General features: G+C 60.9%; 17 protein-coding genes. 8 read left to right on the plus strand and 9 right to left on the minus strand.

Going from position 1 to position 16,996, the window contains the following annotated elements:
- Window positions 1–63 precede the first annotated feature (63 nt).
- The 3 genes from K0H47_RS03120 to K0H47_RS03130 all read left to right on the plus strand — a co-directional run bounded on the left by K0H47_RS03120 (window position 64) and on the right by K0H47_RS03130 (window position 1,489).
- Complete coding sequence (locus K0H47_RS03120; RefSeq protein ID WP_003210675.1) at window positions 64–438, plus strand: YajD family HNH nuclease; 375 nt, start codon at window positions 64–66, stop codon at window positions 436–438.
- A 163-nt stretch (window positions 439–601) separates the two neighbouring features.
- Entirely contained in the window at window positions 602–1,069 is a 468-nt protein-coding gene (locus tag K0H47_RS03125) for an RNA methyltransferase (RefSeq protein WP_063032537.1), read from the plus strand.
- 69 nt (window positions 1,070–1,138) lie between these two features.
- On the plus strand, window positions 1,139–1,489 hold the full coding sequence (locus tag K0H47_RS03130) for a DUF2892 domain-containing protein (protein WP_063032538.1): 351 nt from the start codon (window positions 1,139–1,141) through the stop codon (window positions 1,487–1,489).
- Between the two features lie 106 nt (window positions 1,490–1,595).
- On the opposite strand, the gene K0H47_RS03135 is transcribed toward K0H47_RS03130, so the two are convergent.
- A complete protein-coding gene (locus tag K0H47_RS03135; RefSeq protein ID WP_063032539.1) occupies window positions 1,596–2,831 on the minus strand; it encodes a hypothetical protein in 1,236 nt (411 codons plus the stop codon).
- Between the two features lie 12 nt (window positions 2,832–2,843).
- Window positions 2,844–3,293, minus strand: coding sequence for a YcgN family cysteine cluster protein (locus tag K0H47_RS03140; protein ID WP_010176530.1), 450 nt, complete (start codon window positions 3,291–3,293; stop codon window positions 2,844–2,846).
- A gap of 152 nt (window positions 3,294–3,445) precedes the next feature.
- Here K0H47_RS03140 and K0H47_RS03145 point away from each other — a divergent pair, with 152 nt between their 5' ends.
- Entirely contained in the window at window positions 3,446–4,045 is a 600-nt protein-coding gene (locus K0H47_RS03145) for a nitroreductase family protein (RefSeq protein WP_063032540.1), read from the plus strand.
- 76 nt (window positions 4,046–4,121) lie between these two features.
- Here the strand turns inward: K0H47_RS03145 and K0H47_RS03150 are convergent, their stop codons facing one another.
- From K0H47_RS03150 to K0H47_RS03175, 6 genes are all read right to left on the minus strand, one after another.
- On the minus strand, window positions 4,122–7,595 hold the full coding sequence (locus K0H47_RS03150; protein ID WP_219271924.1) for a hypothetical protein: 3,474 nt from the start codon (window positions 7,593–7,595) through the stop codon (window positions 4,122–4,124).
- Between the two features lie 121 nt (window positions 7,596–7,716).
- A complete protein-coding gene (locus tag K0H47_RS03155; RefSeq protein WP_063032542.1) occupies window positions 7,717–8,649 on the minus strand; it encodes a D-2-hydroxyacid dehydrogenase in 933 nt (310 codons plus the stop codon).
- 116 nt (window positions 8,650–8,765) lie between these two features.
- Entirely contained in the window at window positions 8,766–9,059 is a 294-nt protein-coding gene (locus tag K0H47_RS03160; protein WP_003210667.1) for a YcgL domain-containing protein, read from the minus strand.
- Window positions 9,056–10,189, minus strand: a complete 1,134-nt coding sequence (gene rnd / locus K0H47_RS03165; RefSeq protein WP_063032544.1) for a ribonuclease D — start codon at window positions 10,187–10,189, stop codon at window positions 9,056–9,058. The genes K0H47_RS03160 and rnd overlap by 4 nt, the downstream gene beginning before the upstream one ends.
- Before the next feature lie 122 nt (window positions 10,190–10,311).
- The gene (locus K0H47_RS03170) at window positions 10,312–10,962 is read right to left on the minus strand and encodes a class I SAM-dependent methyltransferase (RefSeq protein WP_063032546.1); all 651 of its coding nucleotides are present in this window, start codon (window positions 10,960–10,962) and stop codon (window positions 10,312–10,314) included.
- A 145-nt stretch (window positions 10,963–11,107) separates the two neighbouring features.
- Window positions 11,108–12,481, minus strand: a complete 1,374-nt coding sequence (locus tag K0H47_RS03175) for a glutamine synthetase family protein (RefSeq protein ID WP_017479194.1) — start codon at window positions 12,479–12,481, stop codon at window positions 11,108–11,110.
- Window positions 12,482–12,867: 386 nt separating this feature from the next.
- Between K0H47_RS03175 and K0H47_RS03180 the strand changes: the two genes are divergently transcribed.
- On the plus strand, window positions 12,868–13,644 hold the full coding sequence (locus tag K0H47_RS03180; protein ID WP_063032548.1) for a transporter substrate-binding domain-containing protein: 777 nt from the start codon (window positions 12,868–12,870) through the stop codon (window positions 13,642–13,644).
- Here the strand turns inward: K0H47_RS03180 and cynR are convergent.
- Window positions 13,619–14,485 (minus strand): transcriptional regulator CynR, encoded by an 867-nt coding sequence (gene cynR / locus K0H47_RS03185; protein WP_177070684.1) that lies wholly within the window; start codon window positions 14,483–14,485, stop codon window positions 13,619–13,621. The genes K0H47_RS03180 and cynR overlap by 26 nt on opposite strands.
- Window positions 14,486–14,597: 112 nt before the next feature.
- On the opposite strand from cynR, the gene K0H47_RS03190 reads away from it, so the two are divergent.
- The 3 genes from K0H47_RS03190 to K0H47_RS03200 are packed head-to-tail and all read left to right on the plus strand — an operon-like array spanning window position 14,598 to window position 16,634.
- Window positions 14,598–15,239: a carbonic anhydrase gene (locus tag K0H47_RS03190; protein ID WP_063032552.1), complete on the plus strand. Its 642-nt coding sequence runs from the start codon at window positions 14,598–14,600 to the stop codon at window positions 15,237–15,239.
- Between the two features lie 29 nt (window positions 15,240–15,268).
- Window positions 15,269–15,739 (plus strand): cyanase, encoded by a 471-nt coding sequence (gene cynS / locus K0H47_RS03195; protein ID WP_003210659.1) that lies wholly within the window; start codon window positions 15,269–15,271, stop codon window positions 15,737–15,739.
- A 55-nt stretch (window positions 15,740–15,794) separates the two neighbouring features.
- Window positions 15,795–16,634 (plus strand): cache domain-containing protein, encoded by an 840-nt coding sequence (locus tag K0H47_RS03200; protein WP_063032554.1) that lies wholly within the window; start codon window positions 15,795–15,797, stop codon window positions 16,632–16,634.
- Window positions 16,635–16,996 lie beyond the last annotated feature (362 nt).

Raw genomic sequence — 16,996 nt, forward strand, 5'->3', positions numbered from 1 at the left:
TTATTACCCCGCAAGCAGCTAGAATCAACACTATCCGTGATCCACTAAAAGACAGGAGCCATGATGAGCTCGACCAATCCGCCCTCCCACACCGCCAAGCTGGATCGCATCCTCGCCGATGCCCAGCGCGACCGGGAAATGGGCTACCGCGACAAAGCCCTGAAGATGTACCCCCACGTGTGCGGCCGCTGCGCCCGTGAATTCGCCGGCAAGCGCCTGAGCGAACTGACCGTGCACCACCGCAACCACAACCATGATGACAATCCCCAGGACGGCTCCAACTGGGAGTTGCTGTGCCTGTATTGCCACGACAACGAACACTCGCGCTATACCGACCAGCAGTATTTCGGCGAAGGCTCCACCAGCAGCCCGACGATTGCCAAGGCGACGCATAACCCGTTTGCGGCGTTGGCCGGGTTGATGAAGAAAGACGACTGAGTATCTTCGCTGAATGTGACGGCCTCATCGCGGGTAAGCCCGGCTCCCACAGGGGATTGCATTCCAAATGTGGGAGCCGGGCTCGCCCGTGATAGCGATCGCCCAAGCAATACATTAGCCCGAGGCCGTATAATCGCCGCTTTTCTCGAAGGCACCCTTTCCCGTGGGCAATAAACGCTACAGCTGCATCGGTCTGTATAACCCCAAATCCCCCGAAAACGTCGGTTCGGTGATGCGCGCCGCCGGCTGCTACGGCGTGGCCTCGGTGTTCTACACCGGCAAGCGCTATGAGCGGGCCCGGGACTTTATTACCGACACCAAGAAGGTCCACCACGACATTCCGCTGATCGGTATCGACGACCTGAAAAAGATCCTGCCTCTGGGCTGCATCCCCGTCGCCGTCGAGCTGGTGGAAGGCGCCCGCCCTCTCCCCGAATACACCCACCCCGACCGCGCGCTGTATATCTTCGGCCCGGAAGACGGCTCCCTGGACAAGGAGATTCGTGACTGGTGTGAAGACGTGGTCTACATCCCGACCACCGGTTGCATGAACCTCGCCGCCACCGTCAACGTGGTGCTTTACGACCGCCTGGCCAAGGGCAACAACACCCGCTCAGGCCCCAAATACTGATTTTCCGGGAACATCCACGGCCTGTGTGCAGTCAGCTGCATATCAATAAGCCCTTGTTGGAGACAGATCATGAGCGACAGCAAAACCCTGCGACCCGTTATCCGGTCCACACCGTTCGAGCGCCAACCCACGCAAAACGTCCAGGGCTGGGAACGCATCGGCTCCCTGGCCGGCGGCGTGGTGATGATGGGCAAAGGCCTGCGCCGTGGTGGCTTTTTCGGTTTGATCCAGGTGGCGATTGGCGGCGTGGCCCTGGCACGCGGGATCAGCGGGCACAGCTCGGCGAAAGAGTTGCTGGAGCGCAGCCGCCAGGAAATGAACACCGTGCGGACCAAGATTGAACGCGCCGGTGAGGAATTGAAAAACCTCAAGACCAAGGCTGAAGTGGCGGCTGAAAACGCCAGCAAAACTGTGGGTTAACCTCGATCAAATGTGGGAGCGGGCTTGCTCGCGAAAGCGGAGTGTCAGTCACTGAATGTGTTTCTGATACATCGTATTCGCGAGCAAGCCCGCTCCCACCTTGGTTTCAGTGCAGCAGTTTAGTATCGAGTACTACCGACGACTCGCCAATAATGCTCTCCCCCAGCTGCACAAACTCCTTTGTGCTGATGCTGTTCATGCGCATCACCGCCTGGGTCAAATCATCCAGCGAACGCTTGTTGTGGGTTTTCACACGAATCTCGCGGTCCAGCTCCTGCAACAACACCACTGCCCGTGACACCGTCGCGCCACTGGCGTGCTCGACCCGCAGGGTGGTCACGTCCCTGCCTTCCTTGGCCAGCCGGGTCTGGAGCGCGGCATAGCGGTCGTCACTGATGCCGCCCGCACGGCGCATCAATTCAATGGCGTAGTACTGCGCCAAACCTTCGCTGATCCAGTCGCTGCCCTGCTGGTCGTTGAAGCGACCGATGGCCTGCACCACTTCGCGGATAAACGGGCTGCTGCCGTTTTCGCTGACCAGCGGTGTTCGGCTGTTGAGGTAGATCGAGTCCCGCGCCGAGTACGCACCGCGCCGCATCGGGTCACTGGCGCCCACCACCAGGAGTTTCGCCGGGTGCCGCGGGAATGCCGCTTGCACTTGCGGCCAGACAAACGTCAGCAAGGTCAGCACATCCATGCGATGCATGCCCTGCCCTTTGGGCGACGCCACGGTGATTTCGGTTTCCCCCAGGCGCATCCTGCGGCTGCCCAACGTACCCGCGAGCATCCAGCCGGTGGGCCGGTCAAACAGGCGGGAAACATTATCGATGCGGAATTTGTTCTTGCCGATGCGCGGCCAGGACGTCTCGACGCTTTTCCAGCCGGCGGGCAGTTCAAACACCAGGCGCGACACCAGTTCAATGCCGTCCTGCTGATCCAGGCGCGCGGTGGGCACCAGGTCTTCGCCACGAAACAGCGCCCAGCCAGGGGTCATGCGTGCTTCGTAAACGCCCTTCTTGCGGGCGTGGGTCAGGCGAACGCGGTAGGTCAGGCTGGCCTTGTCGGCACTGGGTTGCCACAGACCACGGCTGGCGCCCGGCGTATTGCCCGGCATCACTTGCCACTGGCCATCGGCCTTGAAATCGCTGTAGTCGCCGTCGCGGCCCAGGTCGAAGTTGAGGCTGCGCACCGCCGAGCCCTGGGACAGGCTCAGGCGCACCTCTGCCTGATCACTTTGGGGCAGCAGCTTGACGTGGTAGTCCAGGTCGACTTTCTTCGCCCAAGCCGACGTACTCAATGCCAATAACAGCAGGCTTGCCGCCAGCCTGGCTCCAACCGTCATACACACTCCTTCTCAGCCCGCGCGAAAAATCAGGTAATCCTCCCAGTCATCCTCGGGCACGCTGCCTTCGCTGAGCATGCGTCCGGACTGGGAAATGCGTTCCTGGTGCACGGCGTCGCGATCGCCGCAGACGAGGTGATGCCACAGCGGCAAGTCCTTGCGCTCACTCACCAACCGGTAACCGCAGGTAGGCGGCAGCCATTTGAACTGATCGGCCTGCCCCGGAGTGAGCTGGATGCAATCGGGCACCGAGTCGCGACGGTTGGGGTAATCGGTGCACTGGCAGGTTTTCAGGTCCAGCAGTTTGCAGGCGATACGCGTGTAGTAGACGCTGTTGTCGTCTTCATCCTCGAGCTTTTGCAGGCAGCACAGGCCGCAGCCGTCGCACAACGACTCCCACTCATCCTGGTCGAGTTGTTCGAGGGTTTTGCGGATCCAGAAAGGTTCGACTTTGGCGGCCATGGCTCTACATCAATATCGGTATGTTAAAAGGCCGCCAGTCTAGTGCCCATGGCTCCCGGGGCCAAGCGCTTACGACTGTCGGTACAACAAGACTTGTCAGCCACCCGGTGGCGAAGTAGTTTTGAACCCCGTTTTTCATCAGGATCAGCCCAATGAGCAGCAACCCTCGCGTCGCCGACTACCCGATCCACCCACAATTCACCGACCGCTGGTCGCCGCGCGCCTTCACCGGCGAAAGCATCCCGGTGGAGACCCTGTTGAGCTTCTTCGAAGCCGCGCGCTGGTCCCCTTCGGCCTACAACTCTCAGCCATGGCGTTTTCTCTACGCCCGTCGCGACACGCCAAACTGGGAGCGTTTCCTGGGCCTGCTGAACGAATTCAACCGTGGCTGGGCGCAGCATGCCTCGGCCCTGGTAATCGTCGCGTCGAAGACGACCTTCACCGTCCCCGGCGCCACCGAAGAAACCCCGGCGCTGTGGCACACCTTTGACACCGGCTCGGCCTGGGGCCACCTGGCGCTGCAAGCCAGCCTCAGCGGCTGGCACACCCACGGCATGGCCGGTTTCGACCAAGAGCTGACCCGCAAGGAACTGAAGATTCCTGAAGGTTACGCCCTGCACGCAGCCGTGGCGATTGGCAAGTTGGGGGACAAGTCGACCCTGCCCGACTACCTGCAAGCCCGGGAAACCCCGAGCCCGCGTCGTCCATTGAACGAGCTGGTGTCCGAAGGCGACTTCAATCACCAGGACTGACACGCTCTGACAACCCTTGACGGTCGCTTCAAAACCCTGCTGCCATCACAGCAGGGTGCACCCGCCACAAGTGTAGCTACGCCTTGGCGATCAGCGCGTAATAGGCCCTGCGCAGCTCGTCTCTATCACGCTTGTACAAACTGGCGAGAAACGGTGTCATGTCTTCAAGCCCGTTGGCGTTCAAGTCCACTGGATAAATTTTATTATCCCTCGCCGAATACAGGAAATTGCTCAGCTGCAGATCGTTGTGGTAAAGATTTTTCTGCTCCATACGCCGAAACGCGTCATCCAGTAAAAGCCGCGCCTCTGGGGGCAAACTTCCCCTCGCCAGGGTATTAACATCCACCCCGTCCAGTTTGCCCATTTTCAAATAACGACGACCATCCTCAAATATCGTCGTTGCAAAGCCGTCACCGTAATAGCTGTTCAGGCACAGGGTCTCGTTATCGACAAAGTCGTCGGCAGCCGTCATGGATGAAGGGCCATAGTCCTTATAAACACTTTTACCGTCGAGACTTTCGTAGATCGTCCCCTCGCCGCCCCCGCCAATTTTTGGGCCCAGGTCCGATGCCACCGAAGGCGGGTTGCCGCCGCGGGCACCCAGGCGCTGCCATTGGTCGCCCTGAAGGTGCTGCACCAACAGCGGCGTTTGCCGATTATTGTGATAAATCCGTGCCTGCACGGCACCGTCGGCGGTGCGAGTCACTTGCCGTACTTCGTAGACCGCCGTGTTGCCGGCGGTATCGGTATGGCGGATATGAGACACGTGACCGTCTGCCGCCGCATAGATCCCCTGACTGTCGCGCGCAAGCCCGGAAATGTTCGATTCAGCCACGCCGTAGTCGCCAAACAACCGGTTGTTCAGGGCGCTGCCTGACTCGGCAGGCGTCGTGATAATCGCGCCATCCATCGCACTCGTTTTTGCGGTGAAACCTTCAAGCGGGCTGCCGTACGGCCGCATCCTATCCACATCAAACGCATACCATCGACCGTTCTGGAGTACCGCACCTCCATCAACGTTTTGCCCCGCGACCTTGAAAGTACCCGTCGCCGCTGCGTCATGGTGTTTGCTGGCCGCTTTCAACAGGTCATAGCTGCCACTCGCGCCCTTGAGCTTGTTGACCACCTCTGCACCCGTCGCGCGTACAAGGTTGGCGCCTTTGCCCAGCAGCCGGGCACCGCCGGCGACCAGATCGCTGAAGCCATCCAACGGGTTGAATGCCTGAATGGCCGCCACACCGACGACCTTTGCCACTTGAATGGCCTTGGCGGCAGCGCTGGCGACCTTGGCCCCCGCCTTCGTCACTTTCGCCGCCACACCCGCGCCCGCCGTGACGAAACCAAACACATCCAGCGCCAGGTCACTGGCACCTTCCAGGTGGTTGCCCTTGGAAAAGTTCGCAATGGCTGACCTAAGCGGAATCAGGTCGAGAAAAAAGTTGGTGACGTTCCACTCGGTTGCCATCTGCTTATCGAACGAGGTCACGCCCCGGGCATAAGCCTTGACGTCATCACTGTCGAGATCGAGGTGCTCAACAAAAGCGTCGGCGATGTGCTGCGTTCGCGTACTGGAAAAACTGATGGGCGGCGTCGATAAGCCCGCCTGGTTTTTCGGGCCAAGGGCAGCCTCATTCACGGCCTTGGGATTGAAGTGTTCCGTCTTGAACGTTTTGTTGGCTTGCCGCTCTCGTTTTGTTGTTAATTCAGAAGCTGGCACCGCGCTGATAGCAGCTGCTTTCAAGTCAATTTCATAAACGGTGTCGCCATTTCTTCCGGTCGCCTTGACCCACAACTTATTGTCCGCCCCCCGCCTTTTTTTTGAGGTGAAGTCGACGCCAAGTTCATAGGTGTTTTTCTGAAAAAACTCGAGTTTTCCAAACTCAAGGTTTTCTCTGTCGGCCAATGGAAGTGTTGCGACAAGGTGCCTGATAGCGCTGCGAACCCCTTGCTTGCGAGAGGCGATCGCTTGCTCGAACTGTTCGTTGAAGACTTTGTTCACGCCGAAATCAAGGCGCTTGCCTTTGATCGCCTCTGCAATGTGCGGGTCCCTGCTTTCCCATGTGTAGTGGCCAAGTCCGCTCATGGCGATGTCCAGCAACGAGTAAAGCCCTGCGGGTGCCCGGTTCGGATCGTAAAGCGGTTGGGCTGACGGTTGTTTCGAGTCAACGACCTTCAGTCGTTTCTCTTCAAAGGGTACATGCTCGCCAAACCGCTCTTTCAGGTGGACCAGTGCAATGTCTTTACGGCTTGGGATATCGGCTTCCAATAACCCGGTAGCCGCAAGCGTCAACTTCAGTTGTGCGTTGAATGCCGTCCTTGCACGGTCTATCTCGACGTCGCTGTAACTGTCACTGGGCTGCCGAGTGACAATCCCGTTGGCCACGCCCCAATCCACCAATGCCGCCTTCTGTGCGTGTTCGGCGGCCGCTCGATTCGTCACGATCGCGTTTTCAGCGCTGGACATGACCTGGGCAAAGTTCATGTGCGCCACCTTCCCGGGGAACTGCGCTTCTATGGCCGCAGCTGCGACCGCGAGGCTTACCCAGGCCGGGCTGCCGTAAGTCACGCGGTCGGGAATGCCCTTGATCAAAAACTCGGGGGCCTTTCGTGCCAGTAACAAATAGGCGCCGGCCTTGGCCATCTCGGGACTGGTCTTGTAATTTTCGTGCAGGTAAGTGCTCAGGCGCTCGAGCACTGTCGAAGCCGGCCTGCCCCAGTGGGCGTGTTGCGCGAGGTCGAAACCTGCCACATGGTTTCGGTGCGGCGCCGTAATGGACTCGGGGTCCAGCAGCAGGTGGATTGCGCTCAGTGCGTATTCGTTCACGCTGGTATCGGTTGCGACGCCCCCGAGCTGATCCTGGATGGCTTGCCCCAGTGCCTGCCCGCGGGTGGAGCTGACGAGGGTTTCGAGTGCCTTGGCAGGATCAGCCAATGCCTCGTCCGACAACGGCCGGTTCGCGTTCAGATATTCCAGTATACCCACGCTTGCGCCGATGTGCGGTGCATTGGGGTTCTGGCTGCCATGGTCGGTAGCCGCCGCCAGCACCCTGCGCTGTTCACCGGCGCTCATGGGAACAGGCCAGGACAACCCGCCGCCAAAATTGCCGAGCGGATGCTCCAGTGCCCTGTCACTCACCGCGTGGGCATGACCGGTCAGTTGAAAATGATTGGTGGGCAACCCCAAGCCGATACTTCTGAGAAAGGTCTCTACCGTCGCCGCTTTACCCGCCCGGATCGGGTAGGACGAGTCGGGGTGTATTTGCATCGGTGTCGTTTGCAGCGCGGCCAGCACCGCTTGAGGGCTGGCATTCACGCCAAGACGGCTGGCGATTTCGTTGAGCTTCTGGCCCAGTGTCCGCAGATTCTCGCGGTCGCCCAACGCCGCGGTGAGACCGGATTGCCGGGGGACTGGGGCGCGGGACTGCGCGTTGAAATCGGCCGCGGCGACCAGAGCAGAGGGCAATAGAGGGAGCGCCGCCGGCTCGGTGGAAAGAAGGGAAAGTTGCGGAGTGACCCGTGGAGGGAGAGACACAGTGCCAGCATTCAACATGAGAATGTACCCATCTAAAGAGGGGTACGAGACTCACATACGACCTGTAAAACCGACATCTGATTAGTGTTTGCAGAAATTTGTAAACGCCCGGCAACATGCCTGCCGGGCTAGCGCACTATCAGTAACCGCGCTCGAAACTCACTTCCCCGCGCAACGTTTCCTGCGCCTGATACGCCCGCAAATTCTCGACAAACAACTGCACCATCATCCCCGGCGAAGTCGGCGCCGAGCTGTGGCCGGTGAGCAGCAAGCCCCAGGCGGTCCAGAACGGATGGCGTTGGGGCAATGGCTCCTGACGGCAAACGTCAATCACCGCGCCGGCCAGATGGCCTTCCTTCAACGCTTCCACCAGGTCCGCATCGACCACCGCTACACCGCGCCCGACGTTGATAAACAACCCGGTCGGCTTGAATTGCTTGAACAACGCGGCGTCGTACAAATCATGGGTGTTCGGCGTGTTGGGCAGCAGGTTGACCACATAGTCCACCTCGCCCACCAGGCGCGGTAACTCTTCGAGCCCGGCGACTTCGATAAACGGCGCCTGCTCGCGGGCTTCGCTGGCGATGCCATACAACTCAACACCAAACGGCAGCAGGAATTGCGCAACGCTACGGCCGATATCGCCGGTACCGACGATCAGCACCTTGCGCCCCGCCAGGCTCTGGCCCATGCGGTTATCCCACTTGCGCTCAACCTGGCTGACCAGCCGCGCCAGCACTTCACGCTCATGGCCGAGCATGTAAGTCAGCACGTATTCGGCCATCACCTGGCCAAAAATGCCTACGGCGCGGGTCAGGCGATAATCCCGGGGCAGGCCTTCGGCCAGCAGCGGCGTGATGCCGGCCCAGGTGGACTGCAGCCATTGTGGCTGGTGGCCCTGGCGCAGCAAGGTGGCCAGCAGGTCCGGCTGGCCCAGCCACACCGGGCAATCGGCCGCCAGGCGCGACAATTCCGCGGAGTCGCCGCTGGTCATGACCTCAAGGTCCGGCGCCGCTTCGCGCAGCAGCCGGGCGTACAGCGGGTGATCGTGTTCAGCAATCAGAACGCGCATGGTTCAAACCTTTCAAAAACACTGCAGGCGGCCGCCGGCGCAGTTCGCTGTCCGTTGCGGCCACCGCCAAAAATTGAATTCCATTGATGATGTGCCCCGGAAGGGGCACTGACCGATCACATCGGGTCATTACGTCGCAGCAGCTCTTCGGGCAAGTGTTCGATGTACTCGTCCTCGGCCGGCGGCATTTGCAGGTGGTAACCCTGCTTTTCGAGGTTCTCCAGAACCACGGTAATGTCCTCGCGGGACAGCTTGCGCTCCGGGCTCAGTACCAGGTCAAAGGCATGGTGCGGCTTGCCGAAGGCAGCCAGCAGACTTTCCGGCACGCGCTCCAGTGCATCGCTTTTCAGCACGTAGAGGTACATCTCGTTTCGTTTGAGGCTGCGATAGATGGAGCAAATACGTTTCAAGGCTGTTCTCCGGCAGTGGCCAGGCTGTCCAGCAGCGCCTGGCCCATCAATTCGCGGCGCCAGCCACGCAGCGAATCTGGCAATTGGTATGGCCCCTCGGGGTAGCCGCTCTTGACCAGGGCTTCGAGGGTTTTCTTGCGCAGCATCAGTTCCGGCGCCATGTCCAGGCGTTCAGCCTCGGCCTGGCCCAGGGCGCGCAGTTGCTTGATCAGCGTGGCGGCGTCCACCGGCAATGGCTCGGCAACCGCCGGTGGCCATTGGTCCATGGGGACGCTACCGGCACGCTTGATCAGGCCCAGCAGGAACTCGCCGTCCTGGCGCACGGTGCGCGGGTGCATGTCTTCGATCTTGCCCAACGCGGCGAGGTTATCCGGCTGGGATTTGGCCAGGGGCCATAACGAGTGTTCACGAATGATCCGGTTGCGCGGCAGGTCCCGGGCGCGGGCTTGCTGTTCACGCCAGGCGCACAGTTCGCGCAATACCGCGAGTTGGGCACGAGACAGTTTCCAGGCCAGTTTGGCGTCGCGGTAGACCTCATACGGGTCGACTTCGCGGCGCAGGTTGGCCACCAGTTCGGCACCGTCTTCCAGGACCCAGGCGTATTTGTCGTCGGACAGTTTAGGGCGCAGGCGTGTGTAGACCTCCGCCAGGTGCACCGCGTCTTCAGCGGCGTAGCTGATTTGCGTCTCGGACAACGGCCGCTGTAGCCAGTCCGAGCGGGTTTCACCCTTGGGCAGGTCGATATCGAGGACGGCTTGCACCAACCGCGAATAGCCCATGGAAAAACCGAGGTTCAGGTAGGCCGCCGCCAGTTGCGTGTCGAACAACGGCACCGGCAGGCTACCAGTCAGGCGCAGCAACACTTCCAGGTCTTCGCTGCAGGCGTGCACCACCTTGATCACCGCCGGGTTTTCCAGCAAGGCGGCCAAGGGTTGCCAGTTGTCGATGGTCAGGGGGTCGATCAGGTAAGCGCGAACGCCATCACCAATCTGGATCAGCCCGGCAATGGGATAAAAGGTGTCGACCCGCATGAATTCGGTGTCGAGGGCGACGAATGGCAACTGCTGCCATTCGGCGCAGTGCTGGCCGAGGCTATCGTTGTCGCAGATCCAGTGAATATCGATGGCCACACGGCTCTCCCTTGAAGAATGGCGCGCAGTATATATCGCGAAAGGGAGTTGCGAGCATTCGCAGTACAGCATCCGCCATGAAAACTCTTACAGGAGCTGAAGAATAGTCCGACAGCCGGTGCTTATCCTCTCTTGCGCAGGACGTACACGCGCCACATGGCCGAGCCGGGCAGGAATTCCTGCTGATTGAGGACCTTGAAACCGGCCTGGCGAAACTCCGCTTCCACCTGCGCCCGATGGCTGGCAACTGCCGCCAGTGCGGGCTGCACAGCCCGGTAGCCGCTGTCACTGTTGACCGAGACGATCACCGTGTCACGGCTCACCCGGTGAAACTCCCCGAGCAGGGCCAGGCGCCCTTCTGGCGTGGGCACATGGCGAAACAACTCCAGGCAAAAAATGCAATCCACCGCGTTGGCCGACAGGCCGATGGAAAACGCCGAGCCCTGGAAGGTCTTGATCCGCTTGAGCAAGCCCGGCGCGTGGTGAGTGCGGGCGTGGTCGAGCATGTCCTGGGAGTTGTCCGACGCGAGGATCACCCGGTTGCTGTGCTCGGCCAGCACTGGCCAAAACCGCCCGGTACCGCATGCCAGGTCGAGGATCAGCCCCGGCTCGCCGGCGATTTTCAGCGCGCGGCGCACCAACCGCTCATCGCGCCATAACCCCAGGCGCCGCAGCAGACCCGGCGGACGTGTGTCCGCGCAGACCCGGGCATGCTCCTGGCCTGTGCGTTCGGCAAATTCAATCTCGATGGAAGACGGCGGTTGCGACGGCATCACACGACTCTGTTAATGGATCAGACATTCGCAGCTTAACCACTGGCTCGTGAAAAAAAGGTCGAAGGATTGTTCACCGTTCATACCGATCCAGTATCCAGCGCGCAGCCTGTCTGTTAACTGTCTGTGATCAACGCCTTCATCTTCAGGCCTGGTGCAAATACCAGCGCCAGTCCTGCTCGCCCACCTCGCCCATGAACTGGCGGTACTCGGCCCGCTTGACCGCCAGGTACACGCCAAGGAATTCGCGGCCAAACGCCTCCCGCGCCCAAGCCGAGCCTTCAAGCGCACGCAAGGTGGTCAGCCAATCGGTCGGCAGCAATTCCTTGGCCTGGGCGTAACCGTTGCCCTCCACCGGCGCGCCGGGGTCGCGCTGTTCGCGGATGCCCCGGTGAATACCGGCCAGAATCGCGGCTGCCGCGAGGTACGGGTTGGCGTCGGCACCGCAGATACGGTGCTCGATATGCCGGGAAAACGCCGGCCCGCCGGGTACTCGCAGCGTGACGGTGCGGTTGTCCACGCCCCAAGTGGCGGCCAGCGGCGCGTAGCTGTTGGTCTGGAAGCGCCGATAAGAGTTGGCGTTCGGGCAGAACATCAGCAACGAGTCGAGCAACGTACTGAGCATGCCGCCCACCGCATGGCGCAACAGCGGCGTACCGTCGGGCGCTTCGCTGGCAAACAGGTTATTGCCGTCGCGGTCCGCCAGGCTGACGTGCATGTGCATGCCGGTACCGGCCAGGTCATCGAAAGGCTTGGCCATGAAACACGCGGTCATCCCGTGCTTGTGGGCCACGCCCTTGACCAGGCGCTTGTAACGGACCGCCTCGTCCATGGCTTGCAGGGCATCGCTGCGATGCTCCAGGGTGATTTCCACCTGGCCCGGGGCGTATTCGGAAATCGCCGTGCGCGCCGGGATGCCCTGGAGTTTGCAGGCGCTGTAGAGGTCGGCGAGGAACGGTTCGATCTGCTCCAGTTCTCGCAGGCCGTAGACCTGGGTCGAGCGTGGGCGGCCGCCATCGACATCCCGCGCCGGTTGCGGGCGGCCGTTGCTGTCGGGCTTCTGGTCGAGCAAGTAGAACTCCAGCTCCGCCGCCATCACCGGGTAATAGCCGTCGGCCTTGAGGTCGTCGATCACCTTGGCCAGCAAGTGCCGGGGATCGGCCACGGTGGCGGGCATGCCTTCGGTGGGGTGCATGCTGACTTGCACCGCCGCCGTCGGAATCAGCCGCCACGGCATGCGCTGCAAACTGCCGCTGACCGGGTAGGCACGGCAGTCGATATCGCCGACTTCCCAGACCAGCCCGGAGTTCTCCACGTCGTCGCCATTGATGGTCAGGCCGAGGATGGTACTCGGCAGCGGCCGGCCACTTTCATACACCGCCAGCAGTTCATCGCGGTGCAACAGCTTGCCCCGGGGCACCCCGTTGTTATCGAGGATGAACAGCTCGAACATCTCGATATCCGGGTTCTGTTCAAGAAAGGAGTGGGCTTCGTGCAAGGTGGCAAAGGGCGTGCTCATGGGCATTCTCATACGTTCGCGTCAGGCAGGCGCACAGGCGCTGCCGGGCAGATGCGCGGGGCATCCATGGGGCAAATCAACGTAGGAGAAAGGTGTCCGGTGGGCGTGCGTGGCGGCAGTGCCACAGCGCCCAGAAGGCGAGCTCGGAGGGAAGCGCATCAGCGGTGATCCGACGACGATCCGGACGGCTGGACGCAGCAGCGCCTGGCGATGTCTCAGGGTGTGTGTCGGGGGAACCGTCCATGCGCAAATCACAGTGAAGAGATGCCGGGCAGCCTCACACGCGAGGTTAAGCCGTTAAATCCAGTCTTGACGGAGTTTGGTTGTGCCATGGCTAAACATTTGCAAATAATGGCGGCCCTGCCCATGCCCAAGGACCCGACCGCATGAAAGCTTTGCTGACCCTTTCCCTGCTGGCTGGCCTGTCCGCCCAGGCCCTGGCCGACGGCCCCGTGTCGCACCTGGATGAAGTGCTCCAGCGCGGTGAAATGACCGTCTGCACCACCGGCGACTACAAGCCCTACACCTATCTGCGCCCGGACGGCAGCTACGAAGGCATCGACATCGCCATGGCCCAATCCCTGGCCAAGAGCCTTGGGGTGCAGGTGAAGTGGGTGCCGACCACCTGGAAAACCCTGATGCCGGACTTCCTGGCCCAGCGCTGTGATATTGCGGTGGGCGGTATTTCGGTGTCCCTCGAGCGGCAGAAAAAGGCATTTTTCAGCCAGCCATTGGGCGTCGACGGCAAGATCCCGCTGGTGCGTTGCGCCGATGTGCAGCGCTATCAGACGGTGGAGCAGATCAACCAGCCGCAGGTTCGGGTGATCGAGCCTGCGGGCGGCACCAATGAGGTGTTCGCACGGGCGCACTTGGGTAAGGCAAAGCTGACGTTGTTCCCGGACAACGTGACGATTTTCGAAGAGCTGCTGGCCAACAAGGCCGATGTGATGATCACCGACGCCAGCGAAGCCCGGTATCAGCAAAAACTCAAGCCGGGGCTGTGCGCGGTGAACCCCGAGCGGTACATGCAGTACAGCGAGAAAGCGTTTTTACTGCCTCGCGATGATGTGGCCTGGAAGAGTTATGTGGACCAGTGGCTGCACTTGAGCACGGTGACGGGCGTGTATGACGGCATCATCAATCAGTGGTTGGCTGCGCCCTGACCAATTCAACAAATGCCCTGCACGCGGCACTACGGTATGCCCCCTTGCGACTGAGCAACGCCGCCGTGCGTTGCGGCAACGCCGGGCTTAGCGGCACCGCCTGCAACCCCGGCTGTACCTGGGCAATTGCGCTGGGCAGGATGGTCGCCAGCCGGGTGTTCCGTACGATTTCGATAATCGCGCTGATGGAATTGGCCTCCATGGCAATCAGCGGTTTCACCGCCTGACTGCGAAAATACTCGTCGATATAGCGGCGCGTGGCGAAGCCTGAGTTCAGCAACACCAGCGGTTGCTGAAGCCACGACTGTTGGCCGATATCAGCATGGCCAGCACTCACCACCACACTCAACGCCTCGACAAACACCCCTTCACACTCGATATCCGGCAAATGCTCGCCGGTAAAACCGATGCCGATATCCAGTAAATCCTCCGTCAGCGCTGCCTCCATGCGGTCCTGGGTCAGCTCCTCGACGCTCACCGTTATGCCCGGATACAAACCGTTAAAACGCGCCAGCAACGGCCCGATGAGGTAAGCGGTAAACGTCGGCGTCATGGCCAGGCGCAGACTGCCACGGCTCAAGTCCTGCACGTCATGCATGGCGCGGGTGCCGGCCTGCAAATCCTGCAACGCCAGGCGCGCAAACCGCACATAGGCCTCACCCGCGTCGGTGAGGCTGACGCTTCTACCGGAGCGATCCAGCAGCGGTGCGCCCAAGGTTTCTTCCAGTTGCTTGATCTGCTGCGACAAGGTCGGCTGCGACACATGCAGCGCCTCGGCCGCCCGGGTGAAATTGCGGTGCTCGGCGACGGCCAACAGGTAGCGGATATGACGCAGCAACATGGGTGGCGCTCCAACTATAGGTTTTGCTTATAGAAACCATAATAAGCCGGTCTTGGACGCTATAGCTGAAAACTTCCATCCTTGCCCCATCAGCGACGCAAGGAGAACCACCATGCAAGACCTCATCGACGGCTTCCGCAAGTTCCAGGGTGAAGCCTTCACCCAACGCAGCGATCTGTTCAAACACCTGGCGACCACACAGAACCCCGGCACGCTGTTCGTGTCCTGTTCCGACAGCCGCGTAGTCCCGGAGCTGTTGACCCAGCAGGAACCCGGGGATCTGTTTGTGATCCGCAATGCCGGCAACATCGTGCCGTCCTACGGACCAGAGCCCGGAGGCGTGTCGGCCACCGTCGAATACGCGGTAGCCGTTCTCGGCGTCAGCGACATTGTGATCTGCGGCCACTCCGACTGCGGCGCCATGACCGCCATTTCCACCTGCAAATGCCTTGATCACTTGCCCGCCGTGGCCAACTGGCTGCGCCATGCCGAGTCGGCCAAGGTGATCAACGCCGCCCGTACTCACGCCTCCGATGCCGACCGGCTGAACTCACTGGTGCGGGAAAACGTGGTCGCCCAACTGGCCAACCTCAAGACCCACCCTTCCGTGGCCCTGGCCCTGGAACAAGGCCGGCTGAGCCTGCACGGCTGGGTCTACGACATCGAAAGCGGCGGCATCGACGCCTTGGATGGCCGCAGCGGGCGCTTCGTGTCCCTGCTCGACCACCCCACCACCCGCGCCCACGCCGCCTGAACCTTATTCAACCCCAAGAGGAAATCATCATGTTGCAATCCCAATTCGCCCAATCCCCACGCCTGGCCCTGGCCGACACCGTCATCGACATCAAGGCGCGCAAGAATCTGTCGTGGCAGGACCTCACCGACGGCACCGGCCTGAGCCTGGCGTTCGTCACCGCCGCCCTGCTCGGCCAGCATCCACTGCCGAAAGACGCTGCCGATGTGGTCTGCGACAAGCTCGGTCTCGACCAGGACGCCAGCCGCCTGCTGCAAACCGTGCCCCTGCGTGGCAGCTTCCCCGGCGGTGTGCCGACGGACCCGACCATGTACCGCTTCTATGAAATGCTGCAGGTCTACGGTTCGACCCTCAAGGCCCTGGTGCACGAGCAGTTTGGCGACGGCATCATCAGCGCGATTAACTTCAAGCTGGACATCAAGAAGGTCGAAGACCCGGACGGCGGCTCGCGCGCGGTGATCACCCTGGATGGCAAATACCTACCGACCAAACCGTTCTGATTTGCCGGTAAACCGTCTACGCTCTTGGCACACCAACAAGAACGAGGGACGGGTAATGAAGGCAATGCTCCGAGCCACCTGGCTGCTGCTGTTGTGTTTTGGCCAGGTGCACGCCGCCACCGCTGAGGAGGCGGATGCCCAAGCCGCCAAGGCCTTGTTGGAAAAGGCCTTGGCGTATTACCAGAGCAATGGCGACAAAGCCTTTGCGGCGTTCAGCCGACAGGGTGAATTCGTCGATCAGGACCGTTATGTGTTCGTGGTCAACACCAAGGGCGTGCTGCTGGCAAGTGGCGGGCCCTCTTCTGCGTTGATCGGGCGCAATGTTTCCGAGGTGCTGGGGCCGGATTTGAACAAGTCGTTCAAGGACGCGCTGGCGGTGCCTGAAGGCAGTGGCATTCAGCAGGCCGATTACCGTTGGCAGAACTGGAATGACGGTAAGGTGGAGCGCAAGCATGTGTATTACCAGCGTGTTGGGCAGCGGATTTTGGCCGTTGGCTACTACTTGCCAAGGGCCACGCCGGAACATGCGAAGTCTTTGCGGGACAAGGCGGTCAAGGCGTTGGAGAAGGATCAGGCGGGGACGCTCAAGGCGATCAACGCCATGCAGGGCGGCTTTTTGCAGGATGATCTGTATGTGTTTGTGGTTGACCTCGATACCCACCGCTACGTGGCCCATGGCACGACTCCGCGGTTGGTGAATACGGATTTCAGCAAGATCAAGGACCCCGACGGGAAGCCGGTGGGCGAGCCGATCCTGGCGGTCATGGCCGAGCAGGATCAGGGGGAATATCGATACCGCTGGAAAAATCCGGTGACGGGGAAGGTTGAGAACAAGCATGCGTATTTGCGCAAAACCGGGCATCTCATGGTGGCTGTGGGGTATTACAGTCCTTGAGGCGTGTATATCCGTTATTTAGGTAACGGCTGCTTATGGTTCCGCTCTTACAGCGGCTCACTTTTGAACAGCGCAAAAGTAAGCAAAACGCTCTTGCCCCACCACTCGGCACCTCGCCTAGGCTCGGTGTGCCCTCACTCCGGCTTTGGACCGTGGGCCGCCGTCATGGGCCATCCTTGGCCCAGGACGGCTAACCCGGCGTCCTGCCGGGTTACCCACGCTCCAAAGCCTGCGTTCGGCCAGCGTGGTTTAATGGGGCGCCTAAGATCAAGATCAAAAGCAAGATCAACAGCAAGAGCACAGCGGCCTACCGGCCGGCTTGAGTGTTGAAGAGCAAAATCAAAATCTAAAGCGGGCACGGT

Origin of the sequence: Pseudomonas sp. Xaverov 83 (assembly GCF_019352905.1) — a bacterium.
Lineage (GTDB): Bacteria > Pseudomonadota > Gammaproteobacteria > Pseudomonadales > Pseudomonadaceae > Aquipseudomonas > Aquipseudomonas yamanorum.

What these genes read in the sequence shown, in the direction of transcription:
- K0H47_RS03120 (WP_003210675.1), top strand. Translation starts at nt 64, where the DNA reads ATGAGCTCGACCAATCCGCCCTCCCACACCGCCAAGCTGGATCGCATC.
- K0H47_RS03130 (WP_063032538.1), top strand. Translation starts at nt 1,139, where the DNA reads ATGAGCGACAGCAAAACCCTGCGACCCGTTATCCGGTCCACACCGTTC.
- K0H47_RS03135 (WP_063032539.1), bottom strand. Translation starts at nt 2,831, where the DNA reads ATGACGGTTGGAGCCAGGCTGGCGGCAAGCCTGCTGTTATTGGCATTG.
- K0H47_RS03140 (WP_010176530.1), bottom strand. Translation starts at nt 3,293, where the DNA reads ATGGCCGCCAAAGTCGAACCTTTCTGGATCCGCAAAACCCTCGAACAA.
- K0H47_RS03145 (WP_063032540.1), top strand. Translation starts at nt 3,446, where the DNA reads ATGAGCAGCAACCCTCGCGTCGCCGACTACCCGATCCACCCACAATTC.
- K0H47_RS03150 (WP_219271924.1), bottom strand. Translation starts at nt 7,595, where the DNA reads ATGTTGAATGCTGGCACTGTGTCTCTCCCTCCACGGGTCACTCCGCAA.
- K0H47_RS03155 (WP_063032542.1), bottom strand. Translation starts at nt 8,649, where the DNA reads ATGCGCGTTCTGATTGCTGAACACGATCACCCGCTGTACGCCCGGCTG.
- K0H47_RS03170 (WP_063032546.1), bottom strand. Translation starts at nt 10,962, where the DNA reads ATGCCGTCGCAACCGCCGTCTTCCATCGAGATTGAATTTGCCGAACGC.
- K0H47_RS03175 (WP_017479194.1), bottom strand. Translation starts at nt 12,481, where the DNA reads ATGAGCACGCCCTTTGCCACCTTGCACGAAGCCCACTCCTTTCTTGAA.
- K0H47_RS03180 (WP_063032548.1), top strand. Translation starts at nt 12,868, where the DNA reads ATGAAAGCTTTGCTGACCCTTTCCCTGCTGGCTGGCCTGTCCGCCCAG.
- cynR (WP_177070684.1), bottom strand. Translation starts at nt 14,485, where the DNA reads ATGTTGCTGCGTCATATCCGCTACCTGTTGGCCGTCGCCGAGCACCGC.
- K0H47_RS03190 (WP_063032552.1), top strand. Translation starts at nt 14,598, where the DNA reads ATGCAAGACCTCATCGACGGCTTCCGCAAGTTCCAGGGTGAAGCCTTC.
- cynS (WP_003210659.1), top strand. Translation starts at nt 15,269, where the DNA reads ATGTTGCAATCCCAATTCGCCCAATCCCCACGCCTGGCCCTGGCCGAC.
- K0H47_RS03200 (WP_063032554.1), top strand. Translation starts at nt 15,795, where the DNA reads ATGAAGGCAATGCTCCGAGCCACCTGGCTGCTGCTGTTGTGTTTTGGC.